This is a genomic window from Methylobacterium sp. AC315 (genome assembly GCF_979253755.1).
Window position 1 is genome coordinate 82,878 of sequence record NZ_CEEDEA010000011.1, and the last position, 26,062, is coordinate 108,939.

A 26,062-nucleotide genomic window follows, 5' to 3' on the forward strand; every position below is an offset into this window, starting at 1 on the left:
CCTTTTCCCGGAATCCGGTAACCGGCCCCCGGGATGACGCTCGGCACGGACCGGGGGCGGAACCGGCCGGGATTGACGGCCCCACCGGGCAGCGGGCACACCGGCCTCAACCTGAGGATCCCTCATGAATACGGGACCCGGGCCGAGGAGACGTGCAGGATGCAGGACACGGCCCCCGTGGCGGGTGTATTTCTCCGCGCCCGAGCGTTCTTCGCATGAGTGACGCCCTCGCCGAACGCCGTCCCGGGGCCGAACCGGACGCGGCCCTGCACGGGCGGGTCCTGGCCCTGCGCGACGGGTTGGAACGCGGCCTGATCGGCAGCGCCGGCCTGGTCGAGCGCCTGCTGATCGGTCTGCTCACCGGCGGCCACCTCCTGATCGAGGGCGCGCCGGGCCTCGCCAAGACCCGCGCGGTCAAGCGGCTGGCCGACGGGCTCGACGGCTCGTTCGCACGCATCCAGTGCACCCCGGACCTGATGCCGGCCGACCTCACCGGCACCACCGTCTGGCGCCAGGACAGCGGCAGCTTCGAGTTCCTGCAGGGACCCCTGTTCCACGCCCTCGTGCTGGTGGACGAGGTCAACCGGGCGCCGCCCAAGGTGCAGTCGGCCCTGCTCGAGGCGATGGCCGAGGGGCAGATCACGGTCTCCGGGCAGACCCACCCGCTCGCCGACCCGTTCATGGTCGTGGCGACCCAGAACCCGATCGAGCATGCCGGCACCTTCCCGCTTCCGGAGGCGCAGCTCGACCGCTTCCTGCTGCACGTCGTGGTCGAGATGCCCGACGAGGCCACCGAGCGGGCGATCCTCGACCTCGTGGAGGGCGAGATGACCCACCATGTCGAGGCCATGCCGGTGCGCCTGGCGCTGGCCGACGTGCGCGCCGCCCGGGAGGCGGCTCTGGCCACCTACGTGTCGCCGGCGCTCAAGGATTACCTGGTCCGCCTGGTGGCGGCGACCCGCACCGATGCGGCGGCGCCGGACCTGCGGGCGATGATCGAGCACCCGGCCTCGCCGCGCGGCACGCTCGCGCTGATGATGGCGGGCAAGGCCCGGGCCTGGCTGCGCGGCCGGGACCACGTCACCCCGGAGGACGTCACCGAACTCGCCCGGGACGCGCTCTCCCACCGCATCGGCCTGACCTGGCGCGCGGCCGCCGAAGGCAAGACCGCCCGCGGCCTGGTCGGCGAGCTGGTGCAGCGGGTCCGGGCGCTCTGAGGGTGTTCGGGTTTCTGAACGCGCGGCGCCCGAGCCCGTCCCCCGCAAACGGGGACGGGACAGGTGTGGGTTCCGTCCGCATGGCCGAGTCCCGAGAAAATGGCGTCCATCTCTCGGGTGAGGCCCTGATGGGCCTGCGCCACTTGGCCCGGCGGGGCGCGGCGCCGGCGACCCGGACGCTCGCCGGCCTGCCCGGCGGCATCGTCACCAAGCGGCGCGGGCGCGGTTCCGAGCCGGAGGACGTGCGGCTCTGGTCCGAGGGCGACGACCGCCGGTTCATCGACCGCAACGCCACCGCGCGCACCGGGCAGCTGCACGTGCGCACCCATCACGACGAGCGCGACCGCGCCGTGGTGCTGCTCGCCGATTTCCGGCCCTCGATGCTGTTCGGCACCCGCCGGGCCCTGCGCTCGGTGGCCGCCGCCGAGGCCCTGGCGCTGCTCGGCTGGCGGGTGGCGGCCGATGGCGGCCGGGTCGGCCTCGCGGTGGCGGCCTCGGGGGGGCAGACGGTGCTGCGCCCGGCCGGCGGCGAGCGCGCCATGATCGCGGTGACCGGCGCCCTGGCCCAGGCGCATGCGGACGCCCTCGCGGCGGCCGGCGCCGCCGGGTCCGACGCACCCCTGGAGCCGACCCTCGGGCTCGCCCGCAGCCTGCTGCCCGCCGGCGGACACCTGGTCGTCGCCAGCGCCCTCGACGCCCCCGGCCCGGGCTTCGACGAGACGCTGACCCTGCTGGCCGAGCGGGTCGCGATCCGGCTGATCCTGGTGAGCGACGCCTTCGAGCGCGCCCGCCCGCCGGGCTTCTATCCCTTCGCGTTGGCGGATGGCCGGCGCGGCACCGCGCTCCCGACGGCGCTGCCGGGTGAGACCGCCGAGGCGCGGCTGGCCGATTATGCCCGCCGGGGCATCGCGGGGGTGCGCCTCGACGTCGAGGCCGGCCCGGAGGCCTACGCGCCGCTGATGGAGCGCCTCGATGCGGTGCTGTGAGGCTCGGGGCTCTTCCCGGCAGATGGGTGCCGGCTTGCGGACCGAGACGAGGCGCAGACGAAACCCTGCCGCGTCGCCGCGTCTCCCACATCCGGGCCCGGCGCTATGAACCCCGTCGAGATCGCCCCGAGCCTCGACCAGCTCCGCGGCCTGCACCTGCCGGGGGGCGCCGCCGGGGCGGTGCAGGGGGAGGTCGTCGCGGCGGCGGCCTTGGGCTTCCTCGCCGCCCTGCTGGTCGGGCTCGTCCGCTACCTGCGCGGACGGGCCCGGGCGAGCCTGCGCCGGGCGGCGCTCGCCGAGCTCGCCGGCACCCGCGGCCTCGATCCGGCTTCCCGTCTCGTGGCGCAGGCGCGCCTGCTGCGCCGCCTCGCCCGGACGCTCGCGGGGGACGCCGCCGCCCGGGAGACTGGCGCGGCCTGGGCCGCCCGCCTCGACACGCTCCTGGCCACCGACTTCTTCACGCGCGGATCCGGCCGGGTCCTGGCCGACGGGCTGTACCGGCGCCAGGAACCCGACCTCGACGGGCTCGACGCCGAGCTGGTACACCTGATCGGACGGTTGCGGACATGAGCGGCCTCCTCCCCGCCTGGCTCACGGCGCAGCTCTCGGCCTTCGACCTCGCGGTGCCCTGGATCCTGCTCGCCTTGCCGCTACCGTTGCTGGCCGCCCGCCTGCTCCCGGCCGAGACGGAGGGCGGCAGCGGCGCCCTGCTGGTGCCCGGGACCCTGGTCGGCACCGCCCGCTCCGGCGCCGACCTCGCCGCCCGCGGCCGCCGCCGGGCCGCCCTGGTCTGGACCCTCTGGGCCGCCCTGGTGGTGGCGCTCTCCGGGCCCCGCCTGGTGATGCCGGCCGCGGCCCTGCCGGCTTCCGGCCGTGAGATCATGATCGCCATGGACCTGTCCGGCTCGATGGAGCGCCGCGATTTCACGCTGGACGGCGAGACCGTGAACCGGCTCACCGCGGTCAAGCGCGTCGGCACCGACTTCATCCGGCGCCGGGCCGGGGACCGGATCGGCCTCGTGATCTTCGCCGACCAGGCCTACGTCGCCGCCGCCCCGAGCTTCGACACCGCGGCGGTCGCCCGCGCCCTCGACGAGGCGACCATCGGCATCAGCGGCCGTTCCACCGGCATCGGCGACGGCCTCGGACTGGCCCTGCGCCGGCTCGACCCGAAGGACCCCGGGCCGCGTGCCGACGGCCTGGCGGCGCCCTCCGCGGCGCCCTCCGCGAAGGCCGTGATCCTGCTCTCGGACGGCGCCAACAATGCCGGCCAGACCGCCCCCAAGGACGTGGCCGCCCTGGCCAAGGAGCTCGGCATCCGGGTCTACACGATCGCGCTCGGCCCCCGGGACATGGCCGATGCCGACGGCGAGCAGGACGTGGTCGACACCGAGACCCTGCGCGACATGGCCCAGGCCAGCGGCGGCGAAGCGTTCCGGGTCCGCACCACCGAGGATCTCGTCCGGGTCGCCGACGCGATCGACCGGCTGGAGGGCGGCCGCGCCCTCGCGCCCCCCCTGCCGCTGCGCCGGGATTTTTGGCCCTGGCCGGCGGCCCTGGCGCTCGCCGCCGCCGCGGCCCTGCTGGCGACCCGGAGGGGGGTATGATGCGTCCGAATACGGCCTCCCCAACCCACACCCTCTGCCTGAGGTGCCGCGTCGGCGGCCTCGAAGGAGGGCTCCAGCCAGCCGCACGATCCCTGGAAACCTCCTTCGAGGCCTCCGCTGCGCTTCGGCACCTCAGGATGAGGATGTGGGCGGCAGGACAGCCCGCATGAGCGCCCTCGACGCCTTCGCGTTCCTGCGCCCCTGGTGGTTCCTGGCGATCCCGGTCGTGGCGCTGCTGGCGCTCCGCGCCGCCTGGCGGGCGGCGCCGCTCGGCGATTGGGGGCGGGCGGTCGATCCGGCCCTCATGGCCCATCTCGCCCGCGCCGGAGCCGTGCTCGGCGGACGGCGGCAGGCGAACCGGGCCGCCGCCCTGGCCGCCGGGGCGATCGCGCTGGCGCTGACCGGCCCCGCGGTGGAGCGCGCCGATACGGCGACCTTCCGCAATCTCGACGCGACCGTGATCGTCCTGGACCTCTCCCGCTCGGTCACCGAGGGTGGGAACCTCCAGGGCGTCCGCCAGGCCGCCGCCGCGATCGCCGAGGCCGCCGGCACCCGGGCCGTGTCGCTCGTCGTCTATGCCGGCGACGCCTATCTCGCCGCCTCGCCGACCACCGATCGGGACAGCTTCGGCACGACCCTGTTCGCCCTCGATGCCGACACCGTGCCGGACCGGGGCAGCCATCCCGAGCGCGGGCTGGCGCTGGCCCGCCGGACGCTGGCGGAGGCCGACGTCGTCGCGGCCGACGTGGTGCTGATCAGCGACGGCGACGGCATCGGCGAGGCCGCCAACCGGGAAGCCCGCGCTCTGGCCGATCGCGGCTGGCGCCTCCAGGCCCTGTTCGTCCCCGCCGACAAGCCGCTGCCGCCGGGTGCCCCGAAGCCCGACCGGGCCGCCCTCGACGCACTGGTCCGGGCCGGCGGCGGGCGCGTCGCCGACATCACCGAGCCCGGCCCGGTGCTCGACGCGGTCGGGGCGGGGACCGCCCAGCACCTCGCGGCCGGTGGCTACGGCGTGCTCGCCTACGCGGATCTCGGCCGCTGGCTGCTGCTGCTCGCAGCCCTGCCGGCCCTGGTCCTGTTCCGCAGGAGCGCGTGATGGAGCGGTTCTTGTCCAGGACCGGTCTCGCAGTCCCGATCCGCGCCGGCCTTCCCCCGGGCTGGCGGCGGTTCGCCCGGATGGCCGGGCTGGCGCTGGCCGGCCTCGGGCTCGTGGCTCTGCTCGCCGTCTCGCAGCCCCGCACCGGGTTCGGGCGGCTGCTGATGGCGCTCGGCCTGCCCGGGCTCGCCGCCGACCTGATCGTCGATCCGGCCTGGCGCGCCGCCGCCCTGTACCAGGCCGGCCGCTACGGCGAGGCGATCGCGCTGTTCCGCAACGGCGGAAAACGGGCCCGCTACAACCTCGGCAACGCCCTGGCGCGAGCGGGCGATTTCGAGGGCGCGCTCGCCGCCTACGACGAGGCCCTGCGCTTCGACCCGCGCGACGCCGACGCGCAGGCCAACCGCTCCCTGGTCGCCCGGATGGTCGCCGAGGTGATCGACCGCGGCCCCGGCGGCGGCATCGCCAACGGCACCGCGCAATACGGCGCCCGCTACAACAACACCGCCAACCAGGACCAGAACAACGACATCAACGCCGCCTCCAGCGGCGAGGGCCTGGCCGGCAACAAGGAATCCAACGCCAGCGCGTCCCTGCCCGGCAACAGCAAGGTCGCCCGCCGCGGCAAGGCCGAGCAGCAATCGATCGACGCCGGCAAGGGCCAGGCCCGGGGCTCGGCCGGCGACGCGGCCGGGCGCGGCCGCACCGGCGGCGGTGCGGCCATGGTCGCGGAGGCGCCCGAGCGCGAGGTCCGCCGGGTGACCAAGAGCTTCGAGGCCCACGAGATCCGCCCCGACCGGCTCTGGCTCCAGACCCTGCCGGACGATCCCGGCCGCTTCCTCAAGCTGCGCCTGCGCGCCGAGCAGACCCGCCGGGTCGAAGCCGGCACCGCCATCCCGGCCGGGAGCAACCCGTGGTAGTGTTTTGGGACTTTTTCCGCCCGCGTCTGGCTCCCCTGGCGGGCTGCCGGATGGCCACGTTACCGGATGCGGAGCGGGTCCCCCCTCCCGTACGGAAGAGGGAGCTCGTCGTGGCCTGCGCAACGCGATGCGAGCGTGCAGCAGCCGGCAGCCGGAAGCGACAGAGCCGCCTCCTGCTCCTGGCGCTCGCGCTCCTCGCCCCCGTCTCGGCGCAGGCCGAGATCGAGCCCGGCGACCTGACCCTCACGGTCACCGCGGAGTTCAACGGCAACAGCCCGCCCTTCGCCCGCGAGATGGTGCTGTTGAAGATCCATGGGGTCTACAAGCAGCCGATCCTGCTGGAGGAGGTCGTCCAGCCCACCCTCGCCAACTTCTCCTGGACGCAGCTCGGCCGCGACCATTGGAGCAAGACAAAGCTTCCGGACGGCCAGAGCGCCATCGCGTTCGACCGCACCGTGGCGGTGTTCCCGCACCACGCGGGCGACTTCATCCTCGAGCCCTTCACCCATAAGCTGACGGTCAACGACTTCGGAGAGCGGCGGATCGTCGAGGTGCGCTCGAAGCCGATCCCGTTCCCGGTGGCGGCCTGGACCGCCGCCGGAGGCGGCCCGGACGTCAAGGAACCCTGGTGGCTGCCCGCCCGCGACGTGGCGGTCACCGATTCCTGGAGCCCGGACCCCGAGACCGTGAAGCTCGGCGAGACCACCCGGCGGATCGTCACCTTGGAGGTCCAGGGCATGGTCGCCGAGGGCCTGCCGCCCCGGCCGGTGATGCGCACCCGGGGCATCCTCACCTTCGCCGGCCCGGTCACCCGCGAGACCCTGCTGACGCCCTCCGGGCCGGTGGCCCGGGCGACCTACCAGTGGGACGTGCGGCCCGGCGTGCCCGAGGTGATCCCCCTCGACGCCATCGCGATCCCGTGGTTCGACACCAACACCCGCACCATGCGCGAGGCCGAGATCCCGGCCCGGCAGATCGGCGGCGGCCTGCCCGACCGGGAGGGCGACCGGGCGCCGCCCCCGGTGCCGTCCCCGCTGGTCGCGGCCGCCGCGGCGCTCGCGGCCTTCGGCCTGGGGCTGGCCCTGATCGGGTACGGCGCGGGCCGGCCGCGCCTGCGCCTGTCCGGTACCGCCCGCCGGGCCCTGAACCGGGCCGCCCGCGCGGGCAATCCGACCGGGTTCCGCGCAGCCCTGGAGGCCGCCCGCCGGGAGTCGCCGGAACTCGCCCGGACCTGGCAGGCCCGGCCCGATCTCGCGGCGCGGCTCGCCGCCCTCGACCGGGCGGTGTTCGGCACCGCGGGCGCCCCCGTCCCGGACCTGCCGGCCCTGGCCCGGGCGCTGTCGCGGCCCGAATTCTCGGCGGGCGCGCCCGGTCCGGACCGGTTGGCCCCGCTCGACGGGCCGGCGGCCTGATCCGGGCTTCGGCGGCCCCTGCATAGCGTCCAGGCAGGTACGCTTCTTGTGCAACGGCTCAAGTTCTGAGCACGCATCAATGTTTTGCACCGTCTTGCGGGACCTGATTTCGCTTCGTAGTCTTTGCTATCCCAACAACAAAGACTTGATTCGAAACAACAGGGAGGACGCCATGACACGCGCCAACGACGTCAAGGACCGGTTCCGCGCCCGGCTGCAGGATGCCGACGCCCGCAGCAACGACTTCCGCCGGAAGCTGCTGGAGGAGGGCAATCGCGCCCTCGAGCCGGTGGTCGGCGTCCTGAGCCTGATGGCCGAAGTGCTCAACGAGGAGGACAACGTCCACGGCAGCATCACCGGCCTCGAGGCCAAGATCGACCAGGACAACTTCATCAGCCTGTGCGCCAAGCTGCGCGGGACCGACACCGAGCAGAAGATCAAGATCAAGTACGGCCCCGAGCTCGGCGGCAGCAACACCATCTCGGTCTCGGGCCTCAATCAGCGCTACAACGAGCGCCTGGTCCCGGGCGCGACCGGCGCCGCCCTCGGCCGCAGCGTCGGAAGCGACATCCACCTGGACGAGCACCGCGGGACCGACCTGGCCGAGGTGGTCCGCGAGGTCGTCGAGGATTTCTACGCGGCCCAGATCGAGCAGCGCAGCCACTTCGCCGCCGTGCAGTAACGCGACCGCTGATCGTGCGGCGGGGAGCCGGATTCCCCTCGGCCCCGTCCTCGGCTAATCCTGCCCGGGATGGGGATGGGGCTCCCCGATAACCGCCCGGCCGTCGCCAGGCCGGGCTGATGGCTCCTACCGCACGGGCGGCTCCGGACGTCCGCGGTGGGGCCGTGCGCCCGACGCCGCGAAGCGGACGTGACGGCACCGCCCGACCGAAGAGGAAGGGCCGGCATGATCAACACCCTCATCGTCATCCTCGGGGCCGGGCTCGGCGGCGGGGCCCGCCACGGGGTCAACGTCGCGGTCGCCCGGCTGCTGCCGGGCTTCGGGTTTCCCCTCGCCACGATCGTCATCAACGTGCTCGGCTCGTTCCTGATGGGCGTGCTGGCCGAGAGCTTCGCCCTGCGCGGGGCGGCCGGACACCCGGCGCGGCTGTTCCTGACCACCGGGGTGCTGGGCGGCTTCACCACCTTCTCGACCTTCTCGCTGGACGCGATCAGCCTATACGAGCGCGGCCATCTGGCCGCCGCGGCCCTCTACGTGACGGTCTCGGTGGCGGCCGGTCTGCTCGGCCTGCTGGCCGGCATCGCCCTGATGCGGACGGTTCTCAGCGGTGGCTGAAAATGGTCATGGTTTCGAAAGGTCTACGACCTTTTTCCGGGTCCAGGGCAGAGCTCTGGTATCCCGGGGCTGCGCCCCAATCCCCGCCAAAGGGCTGAGCCCTTCGGAACCGCGGACTTGCCTCAGTCGGCGATGAACTTCAGGCGGTGGTCGCGGTAGAGGTCGACGATCGCCGCGGCGGTCTCCTCGATCGAGCGACGGGTCACGTCGATGGTCGGCCAGCGGTTCTTGGTGAACAGCCGGCGCGACATGGTGATCTCGTCGGCCACCGCCGAGCGGTCGACATACATCGAGGATTCGTCGGCGTTGAGGCTCGACAGTCGGTTCTGGCGAATCTGCACGATCCGCTCGGGCGAGGCGAACAGGCCGACCACCAGGGGCTTGCGCGCCCGCTCGATCGCCGGCGGCAGCGGCATGCCGGGCACCAGCGGCAGGTTCGTGGTCTTGAGCCCGCGGTTGGCGAGGTAGATCGAGGTCGGTGTCTTCGAGGTCCGGCTGACCCCAAGCAGGATCACGTCGGCATCCTCCAGGTCCTCCGGCAGGTTGCCGTCGTCGTGGGCCAGCGTGAAGTTCATCGCGTCGATGCGCTTGAAATACTCCGCGTTGAGCATGTGCTGGGCGCCCGGCCGGGCCGTGGTCTCGGCCCCGAGATAGGCGCGCAGCAGGTCGTGGACCGGCCGCAGCACCGACAGGCAGGGGGAGCTGGTCTCGCGGGCGACCTCTTCGAGCCGCTCGCCCAGGTCGCCGCCCACCAGGGTGTAGAGCACCAGGCCCGGCGCCGCCCGGATCTCCGAGATCACCCGGTCGAGCTGCGCCGCCGAGCGCACCAGCGGATAGACGTGCTCGATCGCCGAGACGCCCTCGTACTGCGCGGCCGCCGCCCGGCCGACGTTGATCAGCGTCTCACCGGTGGAGTCGGACACGAGGTGAAGGTGGAAGTAGCTCCGGCCCATCGGGTCGCCTTCGTCTCGCCGGGGGCGTTATCCACTGCCGGCCGCCAGGGAGTCGATGAGTGTGGATAGGATGCGGCTTCGGGCAGGTCCAGGGCGAAGGGGCCGCGCCTTATCGACTCCGCCGTTCACAGGTACGCCGTCGAGGCGCGCGGAATCCGGGCGCCTGGGAGAATCCGGGACGCAACAGGGGCGCGTACCGGACTCGGCGTTCGCAAGCCGCTGTTGGACTTGGCCGTTCTCGCAACATGGAGCGAATCCTTTAAAGCCTCGTTAACGGCGCGGCGGCGGGGACGGCCTGTGGATCCGATTGCACCATCGTGTTGAGGCCCCCCAATAGAAAAAACAGAGTCCTAGAATCTCTCTTTTCTTTTCGAGAGGGGCCTGTGTGGGGATCCGGCGCGCCTCGACTCGACAGGACGGCCGCTGACGGGCATGCGGAATGACGGGGACGGAATGGGAGCGACGATGACGGGGACGGAGCGCGGGTCCGGAGGCAAGTCCGAGCGGGCGGTGCTGCGCGTCCTCGAGGGCGAGGCGATCGGGCCGCCCCCCGCCTGGATGATGCGCCAGGCCGGCCGCTACCTGCCGGAATACCGGGCGAGCCGGGCCGAGGCCGGGTCCTTCCTCGACCTCTGCTACAGCCCGGACTTCGCCGTCGAGGTGACCCTGCAGCCGATCCGCCGGTTCGGCTTCGACGCGGCGATCCTGTTCTCGGACATCCTGGTCGTCCCCCACGCGCTGGGCCAGGACGTGCGCTTCGTCGAGGGCGAGGGCCCGCGCCTCGATCCCCTGGACGGCCGCGACGCCTTCGGGCGGCTGCGCGAGGCCGGCGATCCGGCGATTTTTTCGCACCTAGCCCCGGTCTTCGAGACGGTGAGGCGGCTGCGTGCCGAACTGCCCGGCGAGACCACCCTGCTCGGCTTCTGCGGCGCGCCCTGGACGGTGGCGAGCTACATGATCGGCGGGCGCGGCACCCCGGACCTCGCCCCCGCCCGGGCGCTGGCCGAGGGCGACACCGCCTTGGTCGACACCCTGATCGACCGCCTCGTGACGGTGCAGACCGAGTATCTCGTCCGCCAGCTCGAGGCCGGCGCCGACGCGGTGCAGATCTTCGAATCCCATGCCGGCACCCTGCCGCGCGCCGTGCCGGCCTCCGAGAATATCGTCGAGCCGGTCGGCGACGTGACCGAGAGCGCCCTGCCGGACGACGCGGCCGTGGACGCCCTGACCCGCTGGTCGCTCCGTCCGATCGCCCGGATGATCGCGGGCGTCCGTGCACGGGTCCCGCACGCCAAGATCATCGTGTTCGCCCGCGGCTCGGGCCTCGATGGCCATGCCCGGGTGGTGCCGGAGACCGGCGCCGACGCCGTGGGCGTGGATTGGGCGGTGGACCTGAAGGCCCTGCGCCGGCACGTGCCGGCCACGATGGTGACCCAGGGCAACCTGCATCCCGATACGCTGATCGCCGGCGGCGACGCCCTCGATGCCGGGGTCGACGCGGTGCTGGAGGCCACCGCCGGCCTGCCGCACATCTTCAACCTCGGCCACGGCATCACCCCGCAGACGCCGGTCGCCCATGTCGAGCGCATGCTCGCGCGGCTGCGCCGGTAGAGCCCGTGCTGTACGACTGGATCAAGGCCGGGCACGTCATCAGCCTGATCGCCTGGATGGCGGGCATGCTCTACCTGCCCCGGCTGTTCGTCTACCACGCGAGCCTGCCGCCGGGCTCGGAGGCGCAATCCGCGACCTTCAAGGTGATGGAGCGGCGCCTGCTCAAGGCGATCATGAACCCGGCCCTGATCGCCACCTGGGCGTTCGGGCTGGTGCTGGCCTGGATGAGCGGCTTCTACGCGAGCCCCTGGCTTCAGGCGAAGTTTGTGCTGGTGCTGGCGATGTCGGGCATCCACGGCTGGCTCGGCCGGATGGTCAAGGATTTCGCCGCCGACCGGAACACCCGCGGGCACAGGTTCTACCGGGTGCTCAACGAGGTGCCGACCCTCCTGCTGATCGGCATCGTCATCCTGGCGGTGGTCAAGCCGGGCTTCTGATCCCGGGATCCTGTGATCCGGGGTCCGTTGCGCCGTCGGGGCCGGAGCCTTTCACCGGCCGGGCCGTTGGGGGCCATGACCAAGCTTTTCGCCCTCCTGCTGCCGATGGCGCTCCTCGCCGCCGCCCCCGCCCGGGCCGCGAGCTTCGCCTGCGACAAGGCCGAGACCCCCGACGAGAGGGCGATCTGCGGGCATCTCCCGCTCAACGACATGGATGTCGAGATGGCGACCCGGTTCGCCATCCTGAAGGACGTCCTGCCGATGGGCGGCCAGACCAAGCTGCGCGACGACCAGGAAGACTGGCTCAAGGAGCGCCACGCCTGCGGCGCCGACCTCGCCTGCCTGCGCGGCCTCTACGAGACCCGGTTGAAGGTGCTGCGCGGAGTGCTGGCGGAATTCGCCAAGCAGGGACCGCAATAGAAGCAGGGGCCGCAGCAGACGTTGTGTCGCCGGTTTGACGATCCTCGCACCGCAGGGCCGATCGATCCCGGCGTTCATGCGCGTGCGTGAACTCATCGCCGCCCGACCCAGGGTCTCGTCCGCGGGCGGGAAAATCCTCTCCGGCGTCGGGGTGGAGGGTCGGTTTTGCGGTCGCTCGGCGGGGTGATCCGCCGCCGAGCGGGAGACACGGCCGGTGCAGGCGAGAGTCAGGACGTCCGCGAGCCGGTCGGCACCATGGAGGGCGTTCTAGAGCCGGGCCAGCAGCCGCTCCGCCAGCGGGTTCTCGGCCGCGAAGGCGTAGTCGACCCGCCGGACCGTCACGGCCCGGGCGCCGGCCTCGACCAGGGCGCCCGCGAGCGCGAACACCGCGCCCTCGGGGCAGCGCATCACGATCTCGCCGTCGCCTCCGCGCGGGGCACCGTAGGGCAATTCGGCCTCGTGCAGGCCCGCGATCGTGGCGAGGTCGATCGCGCCGCTCTCCGGCAGGGCCGCCCGGACCTCCCGGGTGGTGCGGGCGCGCTCCTCGGCGGCGATGCGGCCGAGCACGGTGCGCAAAGCCGTCCGCTGGTCCTCGCCCCAGGGCGCCTTCAGCGAGGCGACCAGGTTGGCCTCGGAGCGCAGGATGATGCCGTCGTCCAGCACCTTCAGGGCGTTGGCGCTGAGCGTCGCGCCCGTGGTGGTGATGTCGACCACGATCTCGGCGGAGCCGGCGGCCGGCGCACCCTCGGTGGCCCCCAGGCTCTCGACGATCCGGTAATCGGCCACGCCCTTCTCGGCGAAGAACCGGCGGGTCAGGTTCACGTACTTGGTCGCAACCCGCAGGCGGCGGCCGTGGCGGGTGCGCATCAGCGCCGCGACCTCGTCGAGGTCGGACATCGCCCGCACGTCGATCCAGGCCTGGGGCACCGCCACCACCACGGTGGCGTTGCCGAAGCCGAGCGGGGTCAGGAGTTCGACCTGGCCGCGCACGTCCGGCAGGGTCTCGCGGATCAGGTCTTCGCCGGTCACCCCGAGATGGGCGGCGCCTGATGCGAGCTGCGCCGCGATCTCCGAGGCCGAGAGGTAGCGGACCTCGACCCCCGGCACGCCGACGAGCTTGCCGCGGTAGTCGCGGGCGCCGGCACCCTGGGCGAGCCGCAGGCCGGCGCGGCCGAAGAACGCGCTGGCGTTCTCCTGGAGGCGTCCCTTGGACGGGACGGCGAGGATCAGCGGCATGGCGCCCGGTTCCGAGGGGGTCATCGGCCGGCTCCCGCCACGCGCTCGACCCAGAAGGTGCAGCCCACCGCGGGCAGGGGCGCCGGGCTGCCGAGATGCCCGAGCAGGCCGTCGTAGCGGCCGCCGCCGACCAGCATCGGGCCGTCGCCCTCGTTCACCTCGAAGATGAAGCCGGTGTAGTAGTCGAGGTTGCGGGCGAAGCCGCCCTGGAAGCGGAACCGCTCGATCGGCAGGCCGCGCGCCGCGATGAAGCCGGTACGCTCCTCGAACAGGTCGAGGGCGGCCGAGAGCGCGTCGTGGCGCAGGCCCGCATCGGCGACCAGCGCCCGCAGGTCGCGGGCGGCGGCGTCCGGATGGCCGGCGATGGCCCGGTAGCGGTCGAGCACGGCGCGGTTCTCGGGGTTGAGCCCGGCCCCGCCATTGGCCTGCGCGGCCGCCTTGCCGAGGAAACGCTCGGCGATCTCGCCGGCGCTGCGCCCACCCACCGCCGAGATGCCCGCGATGGCGAGCACGTCCTCCACGAAGGCGCGCACGCCCCGCGGGTCCTGGCCCTGGATCGCGGCGAGCAGGCCGGCATGGGGATCCTCGGGCCGGGCGCCCTCGCCGCCATTGGTGACGTCGTCGAGGGATCGCCCGGCGGCGAGCGCCCGCAGGGTCCGGCGCTTGGCCGCCGGCGGCACCGCCAGCCCGTCGAGCAGAGCCACGGTCAGACCCATATCGCCGAGCCGCACCGCGGGGTCGGTCCGGCCGAACAGCGCGAGGCCTTCGAGCGCCAGCCCCAGCACCTCGGCATCGGCGGCCGGGGTGTCGGTGCGGCCAATCGATTCGATGCCGGCCTGGAAGAACTCGTCCGGCTCGTCGGCGGCCAACCGGAAGACCGGGCCGCAATAGCTGTAATCGGCCGCCCGGCCATCGGCCTGGGCCCGGTGCAGGCGGCAGACGGGGATCGTGAATTCCGGCCGCAGGCACAGCTCGGTCCCGGCCGCGTCCTGGGTGACGAAGATGCGCCGGCGGATGTCCTCGCCGGACAGTTCCAGGAACGGCTCCACCGGCTGCAGAACCGGCGGCGTCACCGGGTGGTAGCCGGCCGCACTCAGATGCGCGAGCAGGCGCGTCCGCGCCGCGTCGCCCGCCCCCGTCTCACCGGCCTCCGGTCGTGTCATGGTGTCCATCCTCGCGGGCGCTCTGTAGCAACCGCAATCGCGCTTGGCGACACGCACGCGCACCCGACCGGCGCGACGGTGTACGCAGGCCTGCCCGGACGGGGCGGGGTGCGTTTCCTCAGAGCGGCCGGGCGCTGCCGAGCCGGGCGCCCCGCGGGCGTCGTCCGGACTTGCGGCGGGTCAGCGTGGCCATGGCGGGGGCACCCGCGATCCCGGCGCTGAGCACCGGAGCGCTGCCGGTCCCCGGGGTGGCGACCGCGGTGGCGCTCGGCAGCCGGTCGGGCACCGAGCGGCCCGCCCAGGCCGAGGCCGGCGCGGCGAGCATCAGCGCGGCCGACAGGATCAGGGTCTTGGCCAGCATCCCCGGGTCTCCCAGCCGGTCCCGTCGCGGGTCCGACCGGGGACAACGCGGCCCGACCCGCCGCGTTCGATGCCGCGAGCGGACCAGCCTCAGCGCGCGCCGTCGACGCGCATACCGGTTCGGCGCAAGTGGGCGCGCTGAACCGGGGAACGGCCCTAAACGGCCGGAAAGTGCCGGGCCAGCACGGCGCGGACCTGCGCCACCATGTCGGCCTCGGGGCAGGAGACCTGCGCCGGGCGCGCGGCCTTCCACTCGGCGTTGCTGCCGATGCTCTCGGCCGCCCGCGCACCCTCGATCAGATCCTTGATCTGGACCTCGCCGGCCAGGCGCTCGTTCGAGCCCTGGATGATCGCCGCCGGGGCGCGGCGCCGGTCGGCATACTTCATCTGCGCCTTCATGCCGGCGGAGCCGAGATAGAGCTCGGCCCGGATGCCGTCGGCCCGCAGCAGCGCGACCAGCCGCTGGTAATCGGCCATGTTCTCGCGGTCGAGGACCAGCACCACCACCGGGCCGGGGGTCTCGGTGCCGGCGAGCAGCGGGCTCTTCACCAGCTGCAACGCCGAGAACAGCCGCGAGACGCCGATGGAGAAGCCGGTGGCCGGCACCGGCTCGGCCCGGAACCGCCCGACCAGGCCGTCGTAGCGGCCGCCGCCGGCCACCGAGCCGAAGCGCACGGTCTGGCCGTCCTCGTTGGTGACCGGGAAGGTCAGCTCGGCCTCGTAGACGGGGCCGGTGTAGTATTCGAGCCCGCGCACCACGCTCGGATCGGCGCGGATCACGTCGTGGCCGTAACCGGCGGCGGCGCAGAGCCGCATGATCGCGTGCAATTCGGCGATGCCCTCGCGGCCGGTCTCGGACCCGCCCACCGCCTCGTGCCAGCCGGCGAAGAACTTCTCCCAGAAGGCCATCCGGTCGGCGCCGTCGCCGGCATCGGCCTGGAACGACACGTAGGCCAGGATCCGGGACACCGCATCGGCGTCGAGGCCCGCGCCCTTGGTGAAGTCGCCGCTCTCGTCCTTGCGGCCCGCGCCCAGGAGGTCGCGCACGCCGTCGACGCCGAGCCGGTCGAGCTTGTCGATCGCCCGCAGGACGGTCAGGCGCTGGCCAGCCTTGTCGGGGCCGGCGAGCCCGATCGCCTCCATGACGCCGTCGAGCACCTTGCGGTTGTTGACCTTGACCACGTACTGGCCGCCGAGCCCGAGCCGGTCCAGCGTGTCGGCCATCAGCATGCAGGTCTCGGCATCGGCCGCGACGCTGCCGGCGCCGACGATGTCGGCGTCGAACTGCATGAACTGGCGGAAGCGGCCGGGGCCCGGCTTCTCGTTGCGGAACACGAAGCCGGCGCGGTAGCTGCGGTAGGGTTTCGGCAGCGCGTCGTAGTTCTCGGCCACGAACCGGGCCAGCGGCGCGGTCAGGTCGTAGCGCAGGCTGAGCCAGGCCTCGTCGTCGTCCTGGAACGAGAACACGCCGGCATTCGGCCGGTCGAGGTCGGGCAGGAATTTGCCCAGCGCCTCGGTGTACTCGACGAACGGCGTTTCCAGGGCCTCGAAGCCGTAGAGCTCGAAGCTCTTGCGGATCGTCTCCAGCATCCGCCCCTGCGCGGCGATCTCGTCGGCGCGGCGGTCGACGAAGCCGCGGGGCAGGCGGGGTTTCAGGATTTCGGCCCGGCTCTCGGCCTTCGCGGTTTCGGGCTTGGACATGTGAACGCGTTCGCTTCCCGCGGACCCGGAGCCCGGGTCCGGTGTGAGTCGTCCCCGGCGCGGCGGGGATCCTGGGGCCGGGCTCTAGAGCATGACGGGCGAAAGGGGAATTCGGTTTCCGGCCGGCTCGCTCGGCCGCTCGTGCCGCGCCGCCCTGGAGCATCGTTCCGAAAGATGGCCGCCGGCTCCCGCCTTCGAGGGCGCTCCTGCGCGTCGCCACGCCCGGGTGAGGGGGCGGGTGGGAACGCCCGTCAAACCGTTGAAGAATTCAGTACGGCGCCGTCAGCTTGATCCAGAGCAGGACCGCCAGGCTGATGACGGCGATCGGCATCTGCAGGGGGCGCAGGCGGGCATGGGCGAGCGGCACCTGCCCGGCGCGCGCCGCGATCGGATCCAGGATCCCGATCGCGGCGTAGCCCAGGATCAGCATGGCCAGCGCCGGCACCGCCTTGCCCATCACGGCCGAGAACAGGCTGAACAGGCCGAGCCCGTACAGGATCAGCATCGTCACGATCTGCGCGAGATGCGGGCCGCCCTCGGTGCGGAAGCTGACGCCCCGGTGGACGCCGGCCAGGAACAGCAGGATCGAGGCGGCGTACAGCAGGGTGAACAGGGCCACGAGGTAATCGAGGGGTTGGCCGTTCAGCCACCAGGTCGCGGCGGCGCCGACCGCGATCGGCACCATCGGGCCGAAGCCGAAGACGAGGTCGAGCCACGGGATCCGGCGCGGCTCGTGCGCGGTGATGGTGCGTCCGGTAGCGTCGTCGCGCATGTCTGTGGGGCCGGGCTCTCGGGTTGACGGTTTGCTGCGCTGCGGCGCCGGGACGGGGAACGGCCCCACGGGAACGCGGTTCCGTGCAGAGCGCATTAGCGCCGCCGTGCCGGTTTCGCGAGGTCCGGCGTGCGGAGGCGGTGTTCAACTGATCGTGGCGGGTGGGTTCGGGCCATCGGTATCCGGCCTCCCGAACGACGACGGTCCAGCGCATCGTGCCGGGTACCGGAACCGGCGCGATGCGCTCTAACCTCGAGCAAGAGTGTCTTTTTCCCAAAGCCGGAGGCCACCGGTCGGAACGACGCTCCGGGCTTCAGCGCCGCGCCGCATCCGGGGCGACGTGAATCCGGTGGTTCCTGCGGGGGAGAGCGGCGCGGGTGCAGCAGCCCCGTCCCGCGGCGAGGCGGGCCCGTCGTCACCGATCTCGCGCGCCCCGGACCAACCCCGATCCATCAGCCCCTTGAGTGCAGTGGAAAAACGCGTTACTTTTGCTCTGCCCTCATCACAAGGTCAGCGCCGCAGCGCGCCCGTGAGCCGCGAGGGTCCTGCCGTACACGGTCCAGCCAAGACGATCTTCGGGCCCCTCGCTGTTCCAGCGCGGCCCGCTCTCCGGCGCCCGTCCCCCGGGTTGCTTGGCGCAGAACCGGCCCTCCCACCTTCTTCGTCGGTTGCAAGACACCCCATGACGCCACATCCCGACGCCTTCGCCGACCCCCTGGCCGATCCCGAGACCGCGGATGCGGCCGACGCGCCCGCCACCCCGGGGACCGTCGCCGCCCTCGAGGGCGTGCGCGAGGTCAAGCTGTTCGATCTCAAGGCCAAGACGCCGACCGACCTGATTGCGTTCGCCGAGGAGGTCGAGGTCGAGAACGCCTCGACCATGCGCAAGCAGGAGCTGATGTTCGCCATCCTGAAGCAGCTCGCTGCCAAGGAGGTCGAGATCATCGGCGCCGGCACCGTCGAGGTGCTGCAGGACGGCTTCGGCTTCCTGCGCTCGAACGACTCGAACTACCTGCCGGGCCCGGACGACATCTACATCTCGCCGACCCAGATCCGGCGCTTCGGCCTGCGCACCGGCGACACCGTCGAGGGCCCGATCCGCGGCCCCAAGGACGGCGAGCGCTACTTCGCGCTCCTGAAGGTCAACACGATCAACTTCGAGAACCCGGAGAAGATCAAGCACAAGGTCCACTTCGACAACCTGACGCCGCTGTTCCCGACCAAGCGGTTCAAGCTGGAGCTCGAGAATCCGACCAAGAAGGATTTCTCGCCCCGGATCATCGACATCGTCGCGCCGATCGGAAAGGGCCAGCGCGCCCTGATCGTGGCGCCGCCGCGCACCGGCAAGACCGTGCTGATGCAGAACATCGCGCAGTCGATCACCCTCAACCACCCGGAATGCTACCTCATCGTGCTGCTCATCGACGAGCGCCCCGAGGAGGTCACCGACATGATCCGCTCGGTGAAGGGCGAGGTCATCGCCTCGACCTTCGACGAGCCGGCCACCCGCCACGTGCAGGTCGCCGAGATGGTGATCGAGAAGGCCAAGCGCCTGGTGGAGCACGGCCGCGACGTCGTCATCCTGCTCGACTCGATCACCCGGCTCGGCCGCGCCTACAACACCGTGGTGCCGTCCTCCGGCAAGGTGCTGACCGGCGGCGTCGACGCCAACGCCCTGCAGCGGCCCAAGCGCTTCTTCGGTGCCGCCCGCAACATCGAGGAGGGCGGCTCGCTCTCGATCATCGCCACCGCGCTGATCGACACCGGCTCGCGCATGGACGAGGTGATCTTCGAGGAGTTCAAGGGCACCGGCAACTCGGAGATCATCCTGGACCGCAAGGTCTCGGACAAGCGCATCTTCCCGGCGATCGACATCACCCGCTCCGGCACCCGCAAGGAGGAGCTGCTGGTCCCGCCGGACGCCCTCAAGAAGACCTACGTGCTGCGCCGCATCCTGAACCCGATGGGCGTCACCGACGCGATCGAGTTCCTCATGGACAAGCTGCGCCAGACCAAGAGCAACGGCGACTTCTTCGACTCGATGAACACCTGATCGGGTCCCGGACCCTGTCTCGAGGGCTCCGGCCCTGAATCCCACCAAAGGGCTCGGCCCTTTGGAAACGAAAGGTCGGCGTTGACCTTCTCCTAACCGGCCGCTGCCATGGTCGGCCCTGGGAGCCAGGTTGCGTATCGGCTCCGCGACAGCCCCGCCGGCCGGTTCATCCCGGCGGCGGGGCTCGTCGCAGCCTTGCTTCGCAAGCGCGATCCGTGACACTGGCGCGATGCCCCGCTCGCCCTGGCTCCGTCCGGACCCGCTCCTCCTCGCCTCCACCAGCCCGACCCGACGCCTCCTGCTGGAGAGCGCGGCCCTGCCGGTCGAGACCGCCGCCCCCGATGTCGACGAGCGCGCGGTCGAGGCGTCGAGCCAGGACCTGTCGCCGCCCGACCTCGCGCTGCGCCTCGCCCGCGCCAAGGCCGACGCGGTGGCCGCCCGCCATCCCGGTCGGGTCGTCCTCGGCGCCGACCAGGTGCTCGAGCTCGACGGCACGGTCTTCCACAAGCCCGGGGATGCCGACGAGGCCCGGGCCCAGCTCGCCCGCCTGGCCGGCCGCACCCACGCCCTGCATTCCGCGGTGGCGCTGGCCGGCGCCCTCGACGACGGCTTCGTGGAGACCGCCCGGCTGACGATCCGCCCCCTCGATGCCCGGGCGATCGCGGCCTATGTGGCGTGTGCCGGCGAGGACAGGGTCCGCGCCAGCGTCGGCGGCTACCAGCTCGAAGGACCGGGCATCCACCTGTTCGAATCGGTCGTCGGCGACCACAGCACCGTGTTGGGCCTGCCGCTGCTGCCGCTGCTCACGCGCTTGCGTGAAGCCGGTTACCTGGATTTCTAGAGCATCGTTCCGAAAGGCGGCCGCCTTTCGGAAAAAGTCGATGCGCCGGGCCAGGCTGGGTTTCCAAAGGGCTCAGGCCTTTGGCAGGGTTCCGGGGCGGAGCCCGGAGGCTTGCGGGGCACCGCCCCGGAACCCGCAAAAGGCCCCGGACCTTTTGAAACCATGATCCAACGGAGCACCGTCTTGGCCGGGCACGATCATTCCCACGGATCCCATTCCCACGGCGGCCACGGGGGCCATGGCGGGCACGCTCACGCGCCGAAGAATTTCGGGCCGGCCTTCGCGATCGGGATCGTGCTCAACACCGGTTTCGTGGTGGTCGAGGCGGCCTACGGCTATCTCAGCAACTCGATGTCCCTGATGGCCGATGCGGGCCACAACCTCTCGGACGTGCTGGGCCTGGGCGCCGCCTGGATCGCCGCCATTCTGGTGCGCCGCCGGGCCAGCGCCCGCTTCACCTACGGCTATCGCGGCTCGTCGATCCTGGCGGCCCTGTTCAACGCGGTGTTCCTGCTGATCGCCATGGGGGCGGTGATCTGGGAGGCCCTGGTCCGGCTGGTCCATCCGGAGCCGGTGGCCGGGACCATCGTGATGGTGGTGGCCGCCATCGGGATCCTGATCAACGGCGTCACCGCCTGGCTGTTCGCCAGCGGCGCCAAGGGCGACATCAACATCCGCGGCGCCTTCCTGCACATGGCGGCCGACGCCGCGATCTCGGCCGGGGTCGTGGTCGCCGGCCTGGTGATCCAGCTCACCGGGCTCAGTTGGCTCGATCCCGCGGTCAGCCTCGCCATCGCGGGCCTCGTGGTCTGGGCGACCTGGGGGCTCCTGCGCGACAGCGTGGCGATGTCGCTGGACGCGGTGCCGCCGGAGATCTCCCCGGAGGCGGTGACCGGCTTCCTGCGCGAGCGCCCCGGCGTGGTCGACCTCCACGACCTGCACATCTGGCCGATGAGCACCACCAGCGTCGCCCTGACGGTCCACCTGGTGATCGCCGAGGATCACCCGGCGCACCGGATGCCCGGCAACGGCTTCCTGGCGGAGACCACCGAGGGCCTGCGGACGCGCTTCGGCATCGGCCACGTCACGATGCAGATCGAGGCGGCCGGCGGCCCGGCCTGCCGGCTCGCCGAGGCGTGCGCCGCGTGAGCGCGGCCCCGATCCCCCGGGCCTTCGTGGTCGGCCACCCGATCGCGCATTCGCGCTCGCCGCTGATCCACGGCTACTGGCTCGGCCAGCACGGCATCCCGGGCTCCTACGAGCGCCTGGACGTCGCCCCGGCGGCGTTCCCGGACTTCCTCCGGGCGCTGCCGGATTCCGGTTTCCGGGGCGGCAACGTCACGATCCCCCACAAGGAGGCGGCCTTCGCGCTGGCCGACACCCTGACGCCGCGGGCGAAAACGATCGGCGCGGTGAACACCTTGGTGGTCGAGCCCGACGGTCGGATCCGCGGCGACAACACCGATGCGCCGGGCTTCTGCGCCCATCTCGACCACAGCCTCGGAGCCGGATGGCCGGAGCGGGCCGGCGGCACGGCCGTGGTGCTGGGCGCCGGCGGCGCGGCCCGGGCGATCGTGGTCGGCCTGGCCGAGAACGGTGTCCGCCGGATCCTGATCGCCAACCGCACCCGCACCCGCGCCGAGACCCTGGCGGCCCTGGCACCAGGGGTCGGCGCGGCGCTCGACTGGAACGACCTGCCCGACGCGCTGGCCGGGGCGGGGCTCGTGGTCAACACCACCTCGCTCGGCATGAAGGGGCAGCCACCCCTCGACCTCGACCTCACCCCGCTGCCGGCAACCGCCGCGGTGGCCGACATCGTCTATGCCCCGCTGGAGACGGACCTGCTCGCGGCGGCGCGGCGGCGCGGGCTCGCCGCGGTCGACGGTCTCGGCATGCTGCTGCACCAGGCGGTGCCGGGCTTCGAGGCCTGGTTCGGCCTGCGCCCGGCCGTCACCCCGGGCCTGCGCGACCGGATCGTGGCGGATCTCGCCGGATGACGCAGGGGCGCCCCGCCAGCCGTCCCGTCATCCTCGGCCTGACCGGCTCGATCGGCATGGGCAAGTCGGCCACCGCCACGATGTTTTCGGCGCTCGGCGTGCCGGTCCACGATGCCGACGCCGCCGTCCATGCCCTCTACGGCCCGGGCGGCGAGGCCGCCGCGGCGATCGGGGCCGCCTTTCCCGGCGTGCTCGACTCGCAGGGCGGCGTCGACCGTGCCCGCCTGCGCGACGCGGTGCTCGGCAACGCCGACCGGATGGCGGCGCTCGAACGCCTCGTCCATCCGCTGGTCCGGGCGGCCAGCACGGCGTTCCTGGCCCGGCACGCGGCCGCGCCGCTGGTCGTCCTCGACATCCCGCTGCTCTACGAGACCGGGGGCGAGGGCCGCTGCGACGCGGTCGCGGTGGTCAGCGCCCCCCCCGAGGTGCAGCGCGCCCGGGTGCTGGCCCGTCCCGGCATGACCGCCGACGCCTTCGAGGCGATCCGCGCCAAGCAGATGCCCGACGCCGAGAAGCGGGCCCGGGCCGATTTCGTCATCGACACCAGCCGGGGCTTTCCCGCCGCCGAGGCCGAGGTGGCCCGGATCGTGGCCGCGCTGACGGAGCGCGGTGCGTCGGGACACCCGGCCCACCGGTGACACGGCCCCGCGACGGCATATCTCCCGGTCGATGATCCGGACGCGGGATGGACGACGATGCGGTGTCTCGAACAGATCGGTGAGGCCGCAGGAGCCCGCGCCCTCGCGTCCAGGATCCTCGTCGCGGCGCTGATCCTGCCGCTGCTCGCGGCCGGTCCGGCCCAGGCGTACTATGGCGGGGCCTGCCCGCCGCCGAAGAAACTCGCGGCCGGCGCCTGCGTCACCGCCTGCCCGGGCGGGTACGAGGATCGCGGGCGCGACTGCGTGTACCGCAACCAGTCCCGCTGACCATTCTGTCCTACCCATCGCCCATGAGGCTGATGCCTCCTGGGCCCCGGGCGTCGGCGACCGAGGGCCGTGACGAGTCGAGGCTTCCGGCCGTCGGTCTCACACCCACCCGATCCGCGCGAAAAACCCCGCGATCTCGGCCGCGGCCCGGTCGGGATCCTCCCGGTGGGGGAAGTGGCCGACATCCGGGAACGGCGCCAAATCGAGGTTCGAGAACGTCTCGCCGAGGTGATCGGTCCAGGCATAGGGGAAGATCGGGTCGTGCTCCGCCCAGCGCACGCAGGTCGGCACGGCGATCGGCGGCAGGGGCGGGGCCTCGCCCTTCAGCATCGCGATCCGACCGGCATGGGCCGCCCGGTAATGCGCGAAGCCGCCCGCGAGGTTTCCGGGCTTCCAGAACGTGTCCGTGAAGGCGTCCAGCACGGGATCGAACGCGTCCTTGCGGTGCGACCAGTGCCGCAGGAAGTGGCCGATATAGGCAGCGCAGCTCTCGCGGCTCGCGCCGACCAGCGCCAAGGCCAGGTCCATCTGGTTGAAGGACTGGTACCAGATCTCGCTGAGCCGGTCCGGCTCCCCGAGGCGGGGCCCGATCCCGGGATAGACGAAGTCGAACAGGAACAGGCCGGCGCATCGTTCCGGGTGGGCGCGGGCGAGCGCCTGGATCACGGCCCCGCCGACATCGTGGCCGACGATGCCGGCGCGTTCGAGGCCGAGCGCGTCCAGCAGCGCCGCCATGTCGGCGGCCTGCTCGGGTGGTCCGAAGGCGCCCCCGGGCTTGTCGCTGTCGCCGAAGCCGCGCAGGTCCGGGGCGATCAGGGTGTGGCGCGCCCTGAGCCGCGCCATCACGGGCTCCCAGGTCAGCCAGAATTCCGGCCAGCCGTGGAGCAGAAGCAGCGGCGTGCCCGTGCCGCAGCGCGCGACATGCAGGTCCGCGCCGTTTACCCGGATCGTCAGGTGCTCGATGCCGTCCATCGTCCCTCCATCACGGCCCGGCGCGCCAGCATCTTCGCCTGCAGGCGGCTGCGCCGGGCGGCGATCACCGTGCCGTTGATCTCGCCGCCGAACAGGAACATCGCGGCCAGCCAGTACAGGAACACCAGGAACACCATCGCGGTGGCCAGGCCCCCGTAGGTCGACGCGTAGGCGTTCGAGAAGCGGTCGAGATAATAGCCGAAGCCGAGGCCGGCGAAGAACCACAGGACCAGCGTCACCGCGATCCCCGGCAGCACCGACAGGATCGAGCGCCGGCCGGCGGCCACGAACTTGTGGGCGATGATCAGCACCACCGCGAGCAGCAGTGCCGTGACGGCGATCCGCCCGATCGCCACCGTGAGGCTCAAGGGCTCCAGCCCGGGCGCGACCAGCACGACGTTGCGCCAGATCAGCGGACCCAGCACCACCAGCAGCGCGAAGGCCAGCATCGCAAAGGCGCCGCAGATCACGTAGCCGATCGATTCGAGCCGGGTCAGCCACCACGGCCGGCTCTCCCGCAACCCGTAGGCGCGGTTGAGGCCGACCCGCAGGCTCTCGACACCGGAGGACGAGAAGTACAGGGCGAACAGGGCGCCCAGCGTCAGCACGCCGCTGCGCTGCTCGGTGAGCACCCGGTGGACCTCGCCGACGATCGGCTTGGCGATCTCCCGGGGCCAGGCGTCGAAGATCAGGACGCCGGCCTCGTCGGCGAGCGACTGCGTGCCGAACAGGCCGGCCAGCGCCGCGAGCAGGATCAGGAACGGGAACAGGGAGGTCAGGGTCGAGAGCGCGATGTGGCTGGCGATCGCCCACCCGTCATGGGAGACGAAGCGCTGTGCCGCGAGGCCCGAGACCTGAAATCCGTTGCGGAGTGCGTTCACGGGTGTCCAACGATCCTCGTGGCCGGGCCGCCGATGAAGGACGCCCGGGCCGGCCCGTCAACGCCGCCCAACCGGTCCCGTTCGCAGTCCCACTGCCGGCCCCATCCCTGGGCCCGTTCCAGACCCCGTTCCAGACCCCTTGCGCGGTCCCTTGCGCGGCCCGGACATGCGGGTCTCGGGGCCACCCGTGCGGGCCGATCGGATCGCGGGAGCCGGCGGGCCCGATTTCTGTTGCGACTCGCTTACCCGATGCGCCTTGATACAGCCATGCTTACGTCCGCTCCACGTCCGGCGCTCGCCGCCGGAGCCCTGCCGGTCCTGTTCGTTCCGATCTGGGCGACCGGCTTTATCTCCGCCCGGGCGGTGATCCCGCACGCCGATCCGCTGGGCTTCACGGCGGTCCGGTTCACCGGGGTCGCCCTGGTGCTGGCGCTGATCGCCGTGGCGTCCCGGGCGCGCTGGCCCGGGACCCGGGCGGGCTGGCGCGATCCGATGGTGGCCGGCTTCCTGATGCAGGGGATCTACCTGTCGGGGGTGTTCTGGGCGGTGAGCCGGGGGCTGCCGGCCGGGATCGCCGCCCTGGTCGGCAGCCTGCAGCCGCTGCTGACCGCGCTGCTGGCGGGTCCGCTGCTCGGCGAGCGGGTCGGCGGCCGGCGGGCGCTCGGGATCCTGCTGGGCTTTGCCGGTGCCGGCCTGGTGCTCGCGCCGAAGCTCGGCGCCGCCGACCCGTCCGGGATCCCGCCGGTGGCCCTGGCGGTCAGCCTCGTGGCGGTCCTGGCCCTGACTCTGGGCACCCTCTGGCAGAAGCGCACCGGCGGCGGCGGCGACCTCCTGGCCAACGCGACGCTGCAATTCGTGGGCGGGATGGCCTGCGCGATCCCGCTGGCGCTCGCCTTCGGCCATGCGACGATCGACCCCGTGGCGCCGCTCTGGCTCGGGCTCGCCTGGGCGATCCTGGTCAACTCGGTGGCCGGGATCCTGCTGCTGCTGGCGCTGATCCGGCAGGGCGCGGTGGCGGGCGTCGCGGCCCTGTTCTTCCTGGTACCGCCGGTGGCGGCTGTGCTGGGCTACCTGCTGTTCGGCGAGGTGCTCACCGCCGTGCAGGGCGCCGGGATGGCGGTGGCGGCGGTGGGCGTCGCGGTGGCGAGCCGGGCCTGAATCGTCCGACCTGCGACCGAAGGCCCGGAAACCCTTCACGGCCTCG

27 protein-coding genes and 1 riboswitch are annotated in these 26,062 nt (G+C 72.6%); of the genes, 19 read left to right on the forward strand and 8 right to left on the reverse strand.

All coding sequences use genetic code 11. The features are described from left to right. The first annotated feature begins 215 nt into the window (after positions 1–215). The 9 genes from AC0IY0_RS18535 (at position 216) to crcB (ending at position 8,535) form a co-directional block, all read left to right on the forward strand. On the forward strand, positions 216–1,217 hold the full coding sequence (locus AC0IY0_RS18535; protein WP_419828700.1) for an AAA family ATPase: 1,002 nt from the start codon (positions 216–218) through the stop codon (positions 1,215–1,217). Positions 1,218–1,345: 128 nt separating this feature from the next. Then, positions 1,346–2,203 carry a DUF58 domain-containing protein gene (locus AC0IY0_RS18540; protein WP_419829972.1) on the forward strand — a complete coding sequence of 286 codons (858 nt, stop codon included), beginning with the start codon at positions 1,346–1,348 and terminating at the stop codon, positions 2,201–2,203. Positions 2,204–2,308: 105 nt separating this feature from the next. After that, entirely contained in the window at positions 2,309–2,773 is a 465-nt protein-coding gene (locus tag AC0IY0_RS18545) for a DUF4381 family protein (RefSeq protein ID WP_471764934.1), read from the forward strand. After that, positions 2,770–3,810: a VWA domain-containing protein gene (locus AC0IY0_RS18550; protein WP_471764935.1), complete on the forward strand. Its 1,041-nt coding sequence runs from the start codon at positions 2,770–2,772 to the stop codon at positions 3,808–3,810. The genes AC0IY0_RS18545 and AC0IY0_RS18550 overlap by 4 nt, the downstream gene beginning before the upstream one ends. Positions 3,811–3,976: 166 nt before the next feature. Continuing rightward, entirely contained in the window at positions 3,977–4,906 is a 930-nt protein-coding gene (locus AC0IY0_RS18555; protein WP_147939251.1) for a VWA domain-containing protein, read from the forward strand. Continuing rightward, positions 4,906–5,826: a tetratricopeptide repeat protein gene (locus AC0IY0_RS18560; RefSeq protein ID WP_147909095.1), complete on the forward strand. Its 921-nt coding sequence runs from the start codon at positions 4,906–4,908 to the stop codon at positions 5,824–5,826. The genes AC0IY0_RS18555 and AC0IY0_RS18560 overlap by 1 nt, the downstream gene beginning before the upstream one ends. After that, positions 5,820–7,238 (forward strand): hypothetical protein, encoded by a 1,419-nt coding sequence (locus tag AC0IY0_RS18565; protein WP_471764936.1) that lies wholly within the window; start codon positions 5,820–5,822, stop codon positions 7,236–7,238. Before AC0IY0_RS18560 ends, AC0IY0_RS18565 begins: the two co-directional genes overlap by 7 nt. A gap of 172 nt (positions 7,239–7,410) precedes the next feature. Continuing rightward, the gene (locus AC0IY0_RS18570) at positions 7,411–7,920 is read left to right on the forward strand and encodes a hypothetical protein (RefSeq protein WP_147909093.1); all 510 of its coding nucleotides are present in this window, start codon (positions 7,411–7,413) and stop codon (positions 7,918–7,920) included. Between the two features lie 62 nt (positions 7,921–7,982). Then, positions 7,983–8,056: riboswitch (Fluoride riboswitch) on the forward strand. Positions 8,057–8,145: 89 nt separating this feature from the next. Further along, the gene (crcB, locus tag AC0IY0_RS18575) at positions 8,146–8,535 is read left to right on the forward strand and encodes a fluoride efflux transporter CrcB (protein WP_147856154.1); all 390 of its coding nucleotides are present in this window, start codon (positions 8,146–8,148) and stop codon (positions 8,533–8,535) included. 122 nt (positions 8,536–8,657) lie between these two features. On the opposite strand, the gene AC0IY0_RS18580 is transcribed toward crcB, so the two are convergent. Next, a complete protein-coding gene (locus AC0IY0_RS18580) occupies positions 8,658–9,488 on the reverse strand; it encodes a pyruvate, water dikinase regulatory protein (RefSeq protein WP_147909091.1) in 831 nt (276 codons plus the stop codon). Between the two features lie 453 nt (positions 9,489–9,941). On the opposite strand from AC0IY0_RS18580, the gene AC0IY0_RS18585 reads away from it, so the two are divergent. The 3 genes from AC0IY0_RS18585 to AC0IY0_RS18595 all read left to right on the forward strand — a co-directional run bounded on the left by AC0IY0_RS18585 (position 9,942) and on the right by AC0IY0_RS18595 (position 11,956). Next, on the forward strand, positions 9,942–11,099 hold the full coding sequence (locus AC0IY0_RS18585) for a uroporphyrinogen decarboxylase (RefSeq protein ID WP_147909090.1): 1,158 nt from the start codon (positions 9,942–9,944) through the stop codon (positions 11,097–11,099). Positions 11,100–11,104: 5 nt separating this feature from the next. Further along, positions 11,105–11,536 carry a protoporphyrinogen oxidase HemJ gene (gene hemJ / locus AC0IY0_RS18590; RefSeq protein WP_419828696.1) on the forward strand — a complete coding sequence of 144 codons (432 nt, stop codon included), beginning with the start codon at positions 11,105–11,107 and terminating at the stop codon, positions 11,534–11,536. 75 nt (positions 11,537–11,611) lie between these two features. Continuing rightward, on the forward strand, positions 11,612–11,956 hold the full coding sequence (locus AC0IY0_RS18595; protein WP_147909088.1) for a lysozyme inhibitor LprI family protein: 345 nt from the start codon (positions 11,612–11,614) through the stop codon (positions 11,954–11,956). Positions 11,957–12,223: 267 nt separating this feature from the next. Here AC0IY0_RS18595 and hisG read toward each other — a convergent pair whose 3' ends face one another. The 5 genes from hisG to AC0IY0_RS18620 all read right to left on the reverse strand — a co-directional run bounded on the left by hisG (position 12,224) and on the right by AC0IY0_RS18620 (position 17,188). Next, a complete protein-coding gene (gene hisG, locus AC0IY0_RS18600; protein ID WP_147909087.1) occupies positions 12,224–13,216 on the reverse strand; it encodes an ATP phosphoribosyltransferase in 993 nt (330 codons plus the stop codon). Next, positions 13,213–14,355: an ATP phosphoribosyltransferase regulatory subunit gene (locus AC0IY0_RS18605; protein WP_147898692.1), complete on the reverse strand. Its 1,143-nt coding sequence runs from the start codon at positions 14,353–14,355 to the stop codon at positions 13,213–13,215. The genes hisG and AC0IY0_RS18605 overlap by 4 nt, the downstream gene beginning before the upstream one ends. A gap of 118 nt (positions 14,356–14,473) precedes the next feature. Beyond that, positions 14,474–14,716, reverse strand: coding sequence for a hypothetical protein (locus AC0IY0_RS18610; protein ID WP_471764939.1), 243 nt, complete (start codon positions 14,714–14,716; stop codon positions 14,474–14,476). Positions 14,717–14,871: 155 nt separating this feature from the next. Continuing rightward, positions 14,872–16,416: a histidine--tRNA ligase gene (hisS, locus tag AC0IY0_RS18615; RefSeq protein ID WP_147939258.1), complete on the reverse strand. Its 1,545-nt coding sequence runs from the start codon at positions 16,414–16,416 to the stop codon at positions 14,872–14,874. A gap of 268 nt (positions 16,417–16,684) precedes the next feature. Next, a complete protein-coding gene (locus AC0IY0_RS18620) occupies positions 16,685–17,188 on the reverse strand; it encodes a DUF3429 domain-containing protein (RefSeq protein WP_147909084.1) in 504 nt (167 codons plus the stop codon). A 682-nt stretch (positions 17,189–17,870) separates the two neighbouring features. Between AC0IY0_RS18620 and rho the strand changes: the two genes are divergently transcribed. From rho to AC0IY0_RS18650, 6 genes are all read left to right on the forward strand, one after another. Further along, complete coding sequence (rho, locus tag AC0IY0_RS18625; RefSeq protein WP_147909083.1) at positions 17,871–19,241, forward strand: transcription termination factor Rho; 1,371 nt, start codon at positions 17,871–17,873, stop codon at positions 19,239–19,241. Positions 19,242–19,470: 229 nt separating this feature from the next. Further along, positions 19,471–20,082 (forward strand): Maf family protein, encoded by a 612-nt coding sequence (locus AC0IY0_RS18630; RefSeq protein ID WP_471764941.1) that lies wholly within the window; start codon positions 19,471–19,473, stop codon positions 20,080–20,082. Positions 20,083–20,244: 162 nt separating this feature from the next. Next, a complete protein-coding gene (locus AC0IY0_RS18635; protein WP_187193487.1) occupies positions 20,245–21,231 on the forward strand; it encodes a cation diffusion facilitator family transporter in 987 nt (328 codons plus the stop codon). Next, on the forward strand, positions 21,228–22,079 hold the full coding sequence (locus AC0IY0_RS18640; RefSeq protein ID WP_147939260.1) for a shikimate dehydrogenase: 852 nt from the start codon (positions 21,228–21,230) through the stop codon (positions 22,077–22,079). The genes AC0IY0_RS18635 and AC0IY0_RS18640 overlap by 4 nt, the downstream gene beginning before the upstream one ends. Continuing rightward, the gene (gene coaE / locus AC0IY0_RS18645) at positions 22,076–22,717 is read left to right on the forward strand and encodes a dephospho-CoA kinase (protein WP_471764942.1); all 642 of its coding nucleotides are present in this window, start codon (positions 22,076–22,078) and stop codon (positions 22,715–22,717) included. The genes AC0IY0_RS18640 and coaE overlap by 4 nt, the downstream gene beginning before the upstream one ends. A 57-nt stretch (positions 22,718–22,774) precedes the next feature. Continuing rightward, on the forward strand, positions 22,775–23,005 hold the full coding sequence (locus tag AC0IY0_RS18650) for a hypothetical protein (protein ID WP_419828693.1): 231 nt from the start codon (positions 22,775–22,777) through the stop codon (positions 23,003–23,005). A 99-nt stretch (positions 23,006–23,104) separates the two neighbouring features. On the opposite strand, the gene AC0IY0_RS18655 is transcribed toward AC0IY0_RS18650, so the two are convergent. Together AC0IY0_RS18655 and AC0IY0_RS18660 are read right to left on the reverse strand one after the other, a co-directional pair. Next, positions 23,105–23,977, reverse strand: coding sequence for an alpha/beta fold hydrolase (locus tag AC0IY0_RS18655; RefSeq protein ID WP_187193486.1), 873 nt, complete (start codon positions 23,975–23,977; stop codon positions 23,105–23,107). Beyond that, on the reverse strand, positions 23,956–24,858 hold the full coding sequence (locus tag AC0IY0_RS18660) for a YihY/virulence factor BrkB family protein (RefSeq protein ID WP_147909078.1): 903 nt from the start codon (positions 24,856–24,858) through the stop codon (positions 23,956–23,958). The genes AC0IY0_RS18655 and AC0IY0_RS18660 overlap by 22 nt, the downstream gene beginning before the upstream one ends. Before the next feature lie 267 nt (positions 24,859–25,125). On the opposite strand from AC0IY0_RS18660, the gene AC0IY0_RS18665 reads away from it, so the two are divergent. After that, positions 25,126–26,016 carry a DMT family transporter gene (locus AC0IY0_RS18665; protein WP_461230253.1) on the forward strand — a complete coding sequence of 297 codons (891 nt, stop codon included), beginning with the start codon at positions 25,126–25,128 and terminating at the stop codon, positions 26,014–26,016. The last annotated feature ends 46 nt before the right edge of the window (positions 26,017–26,062 follow it).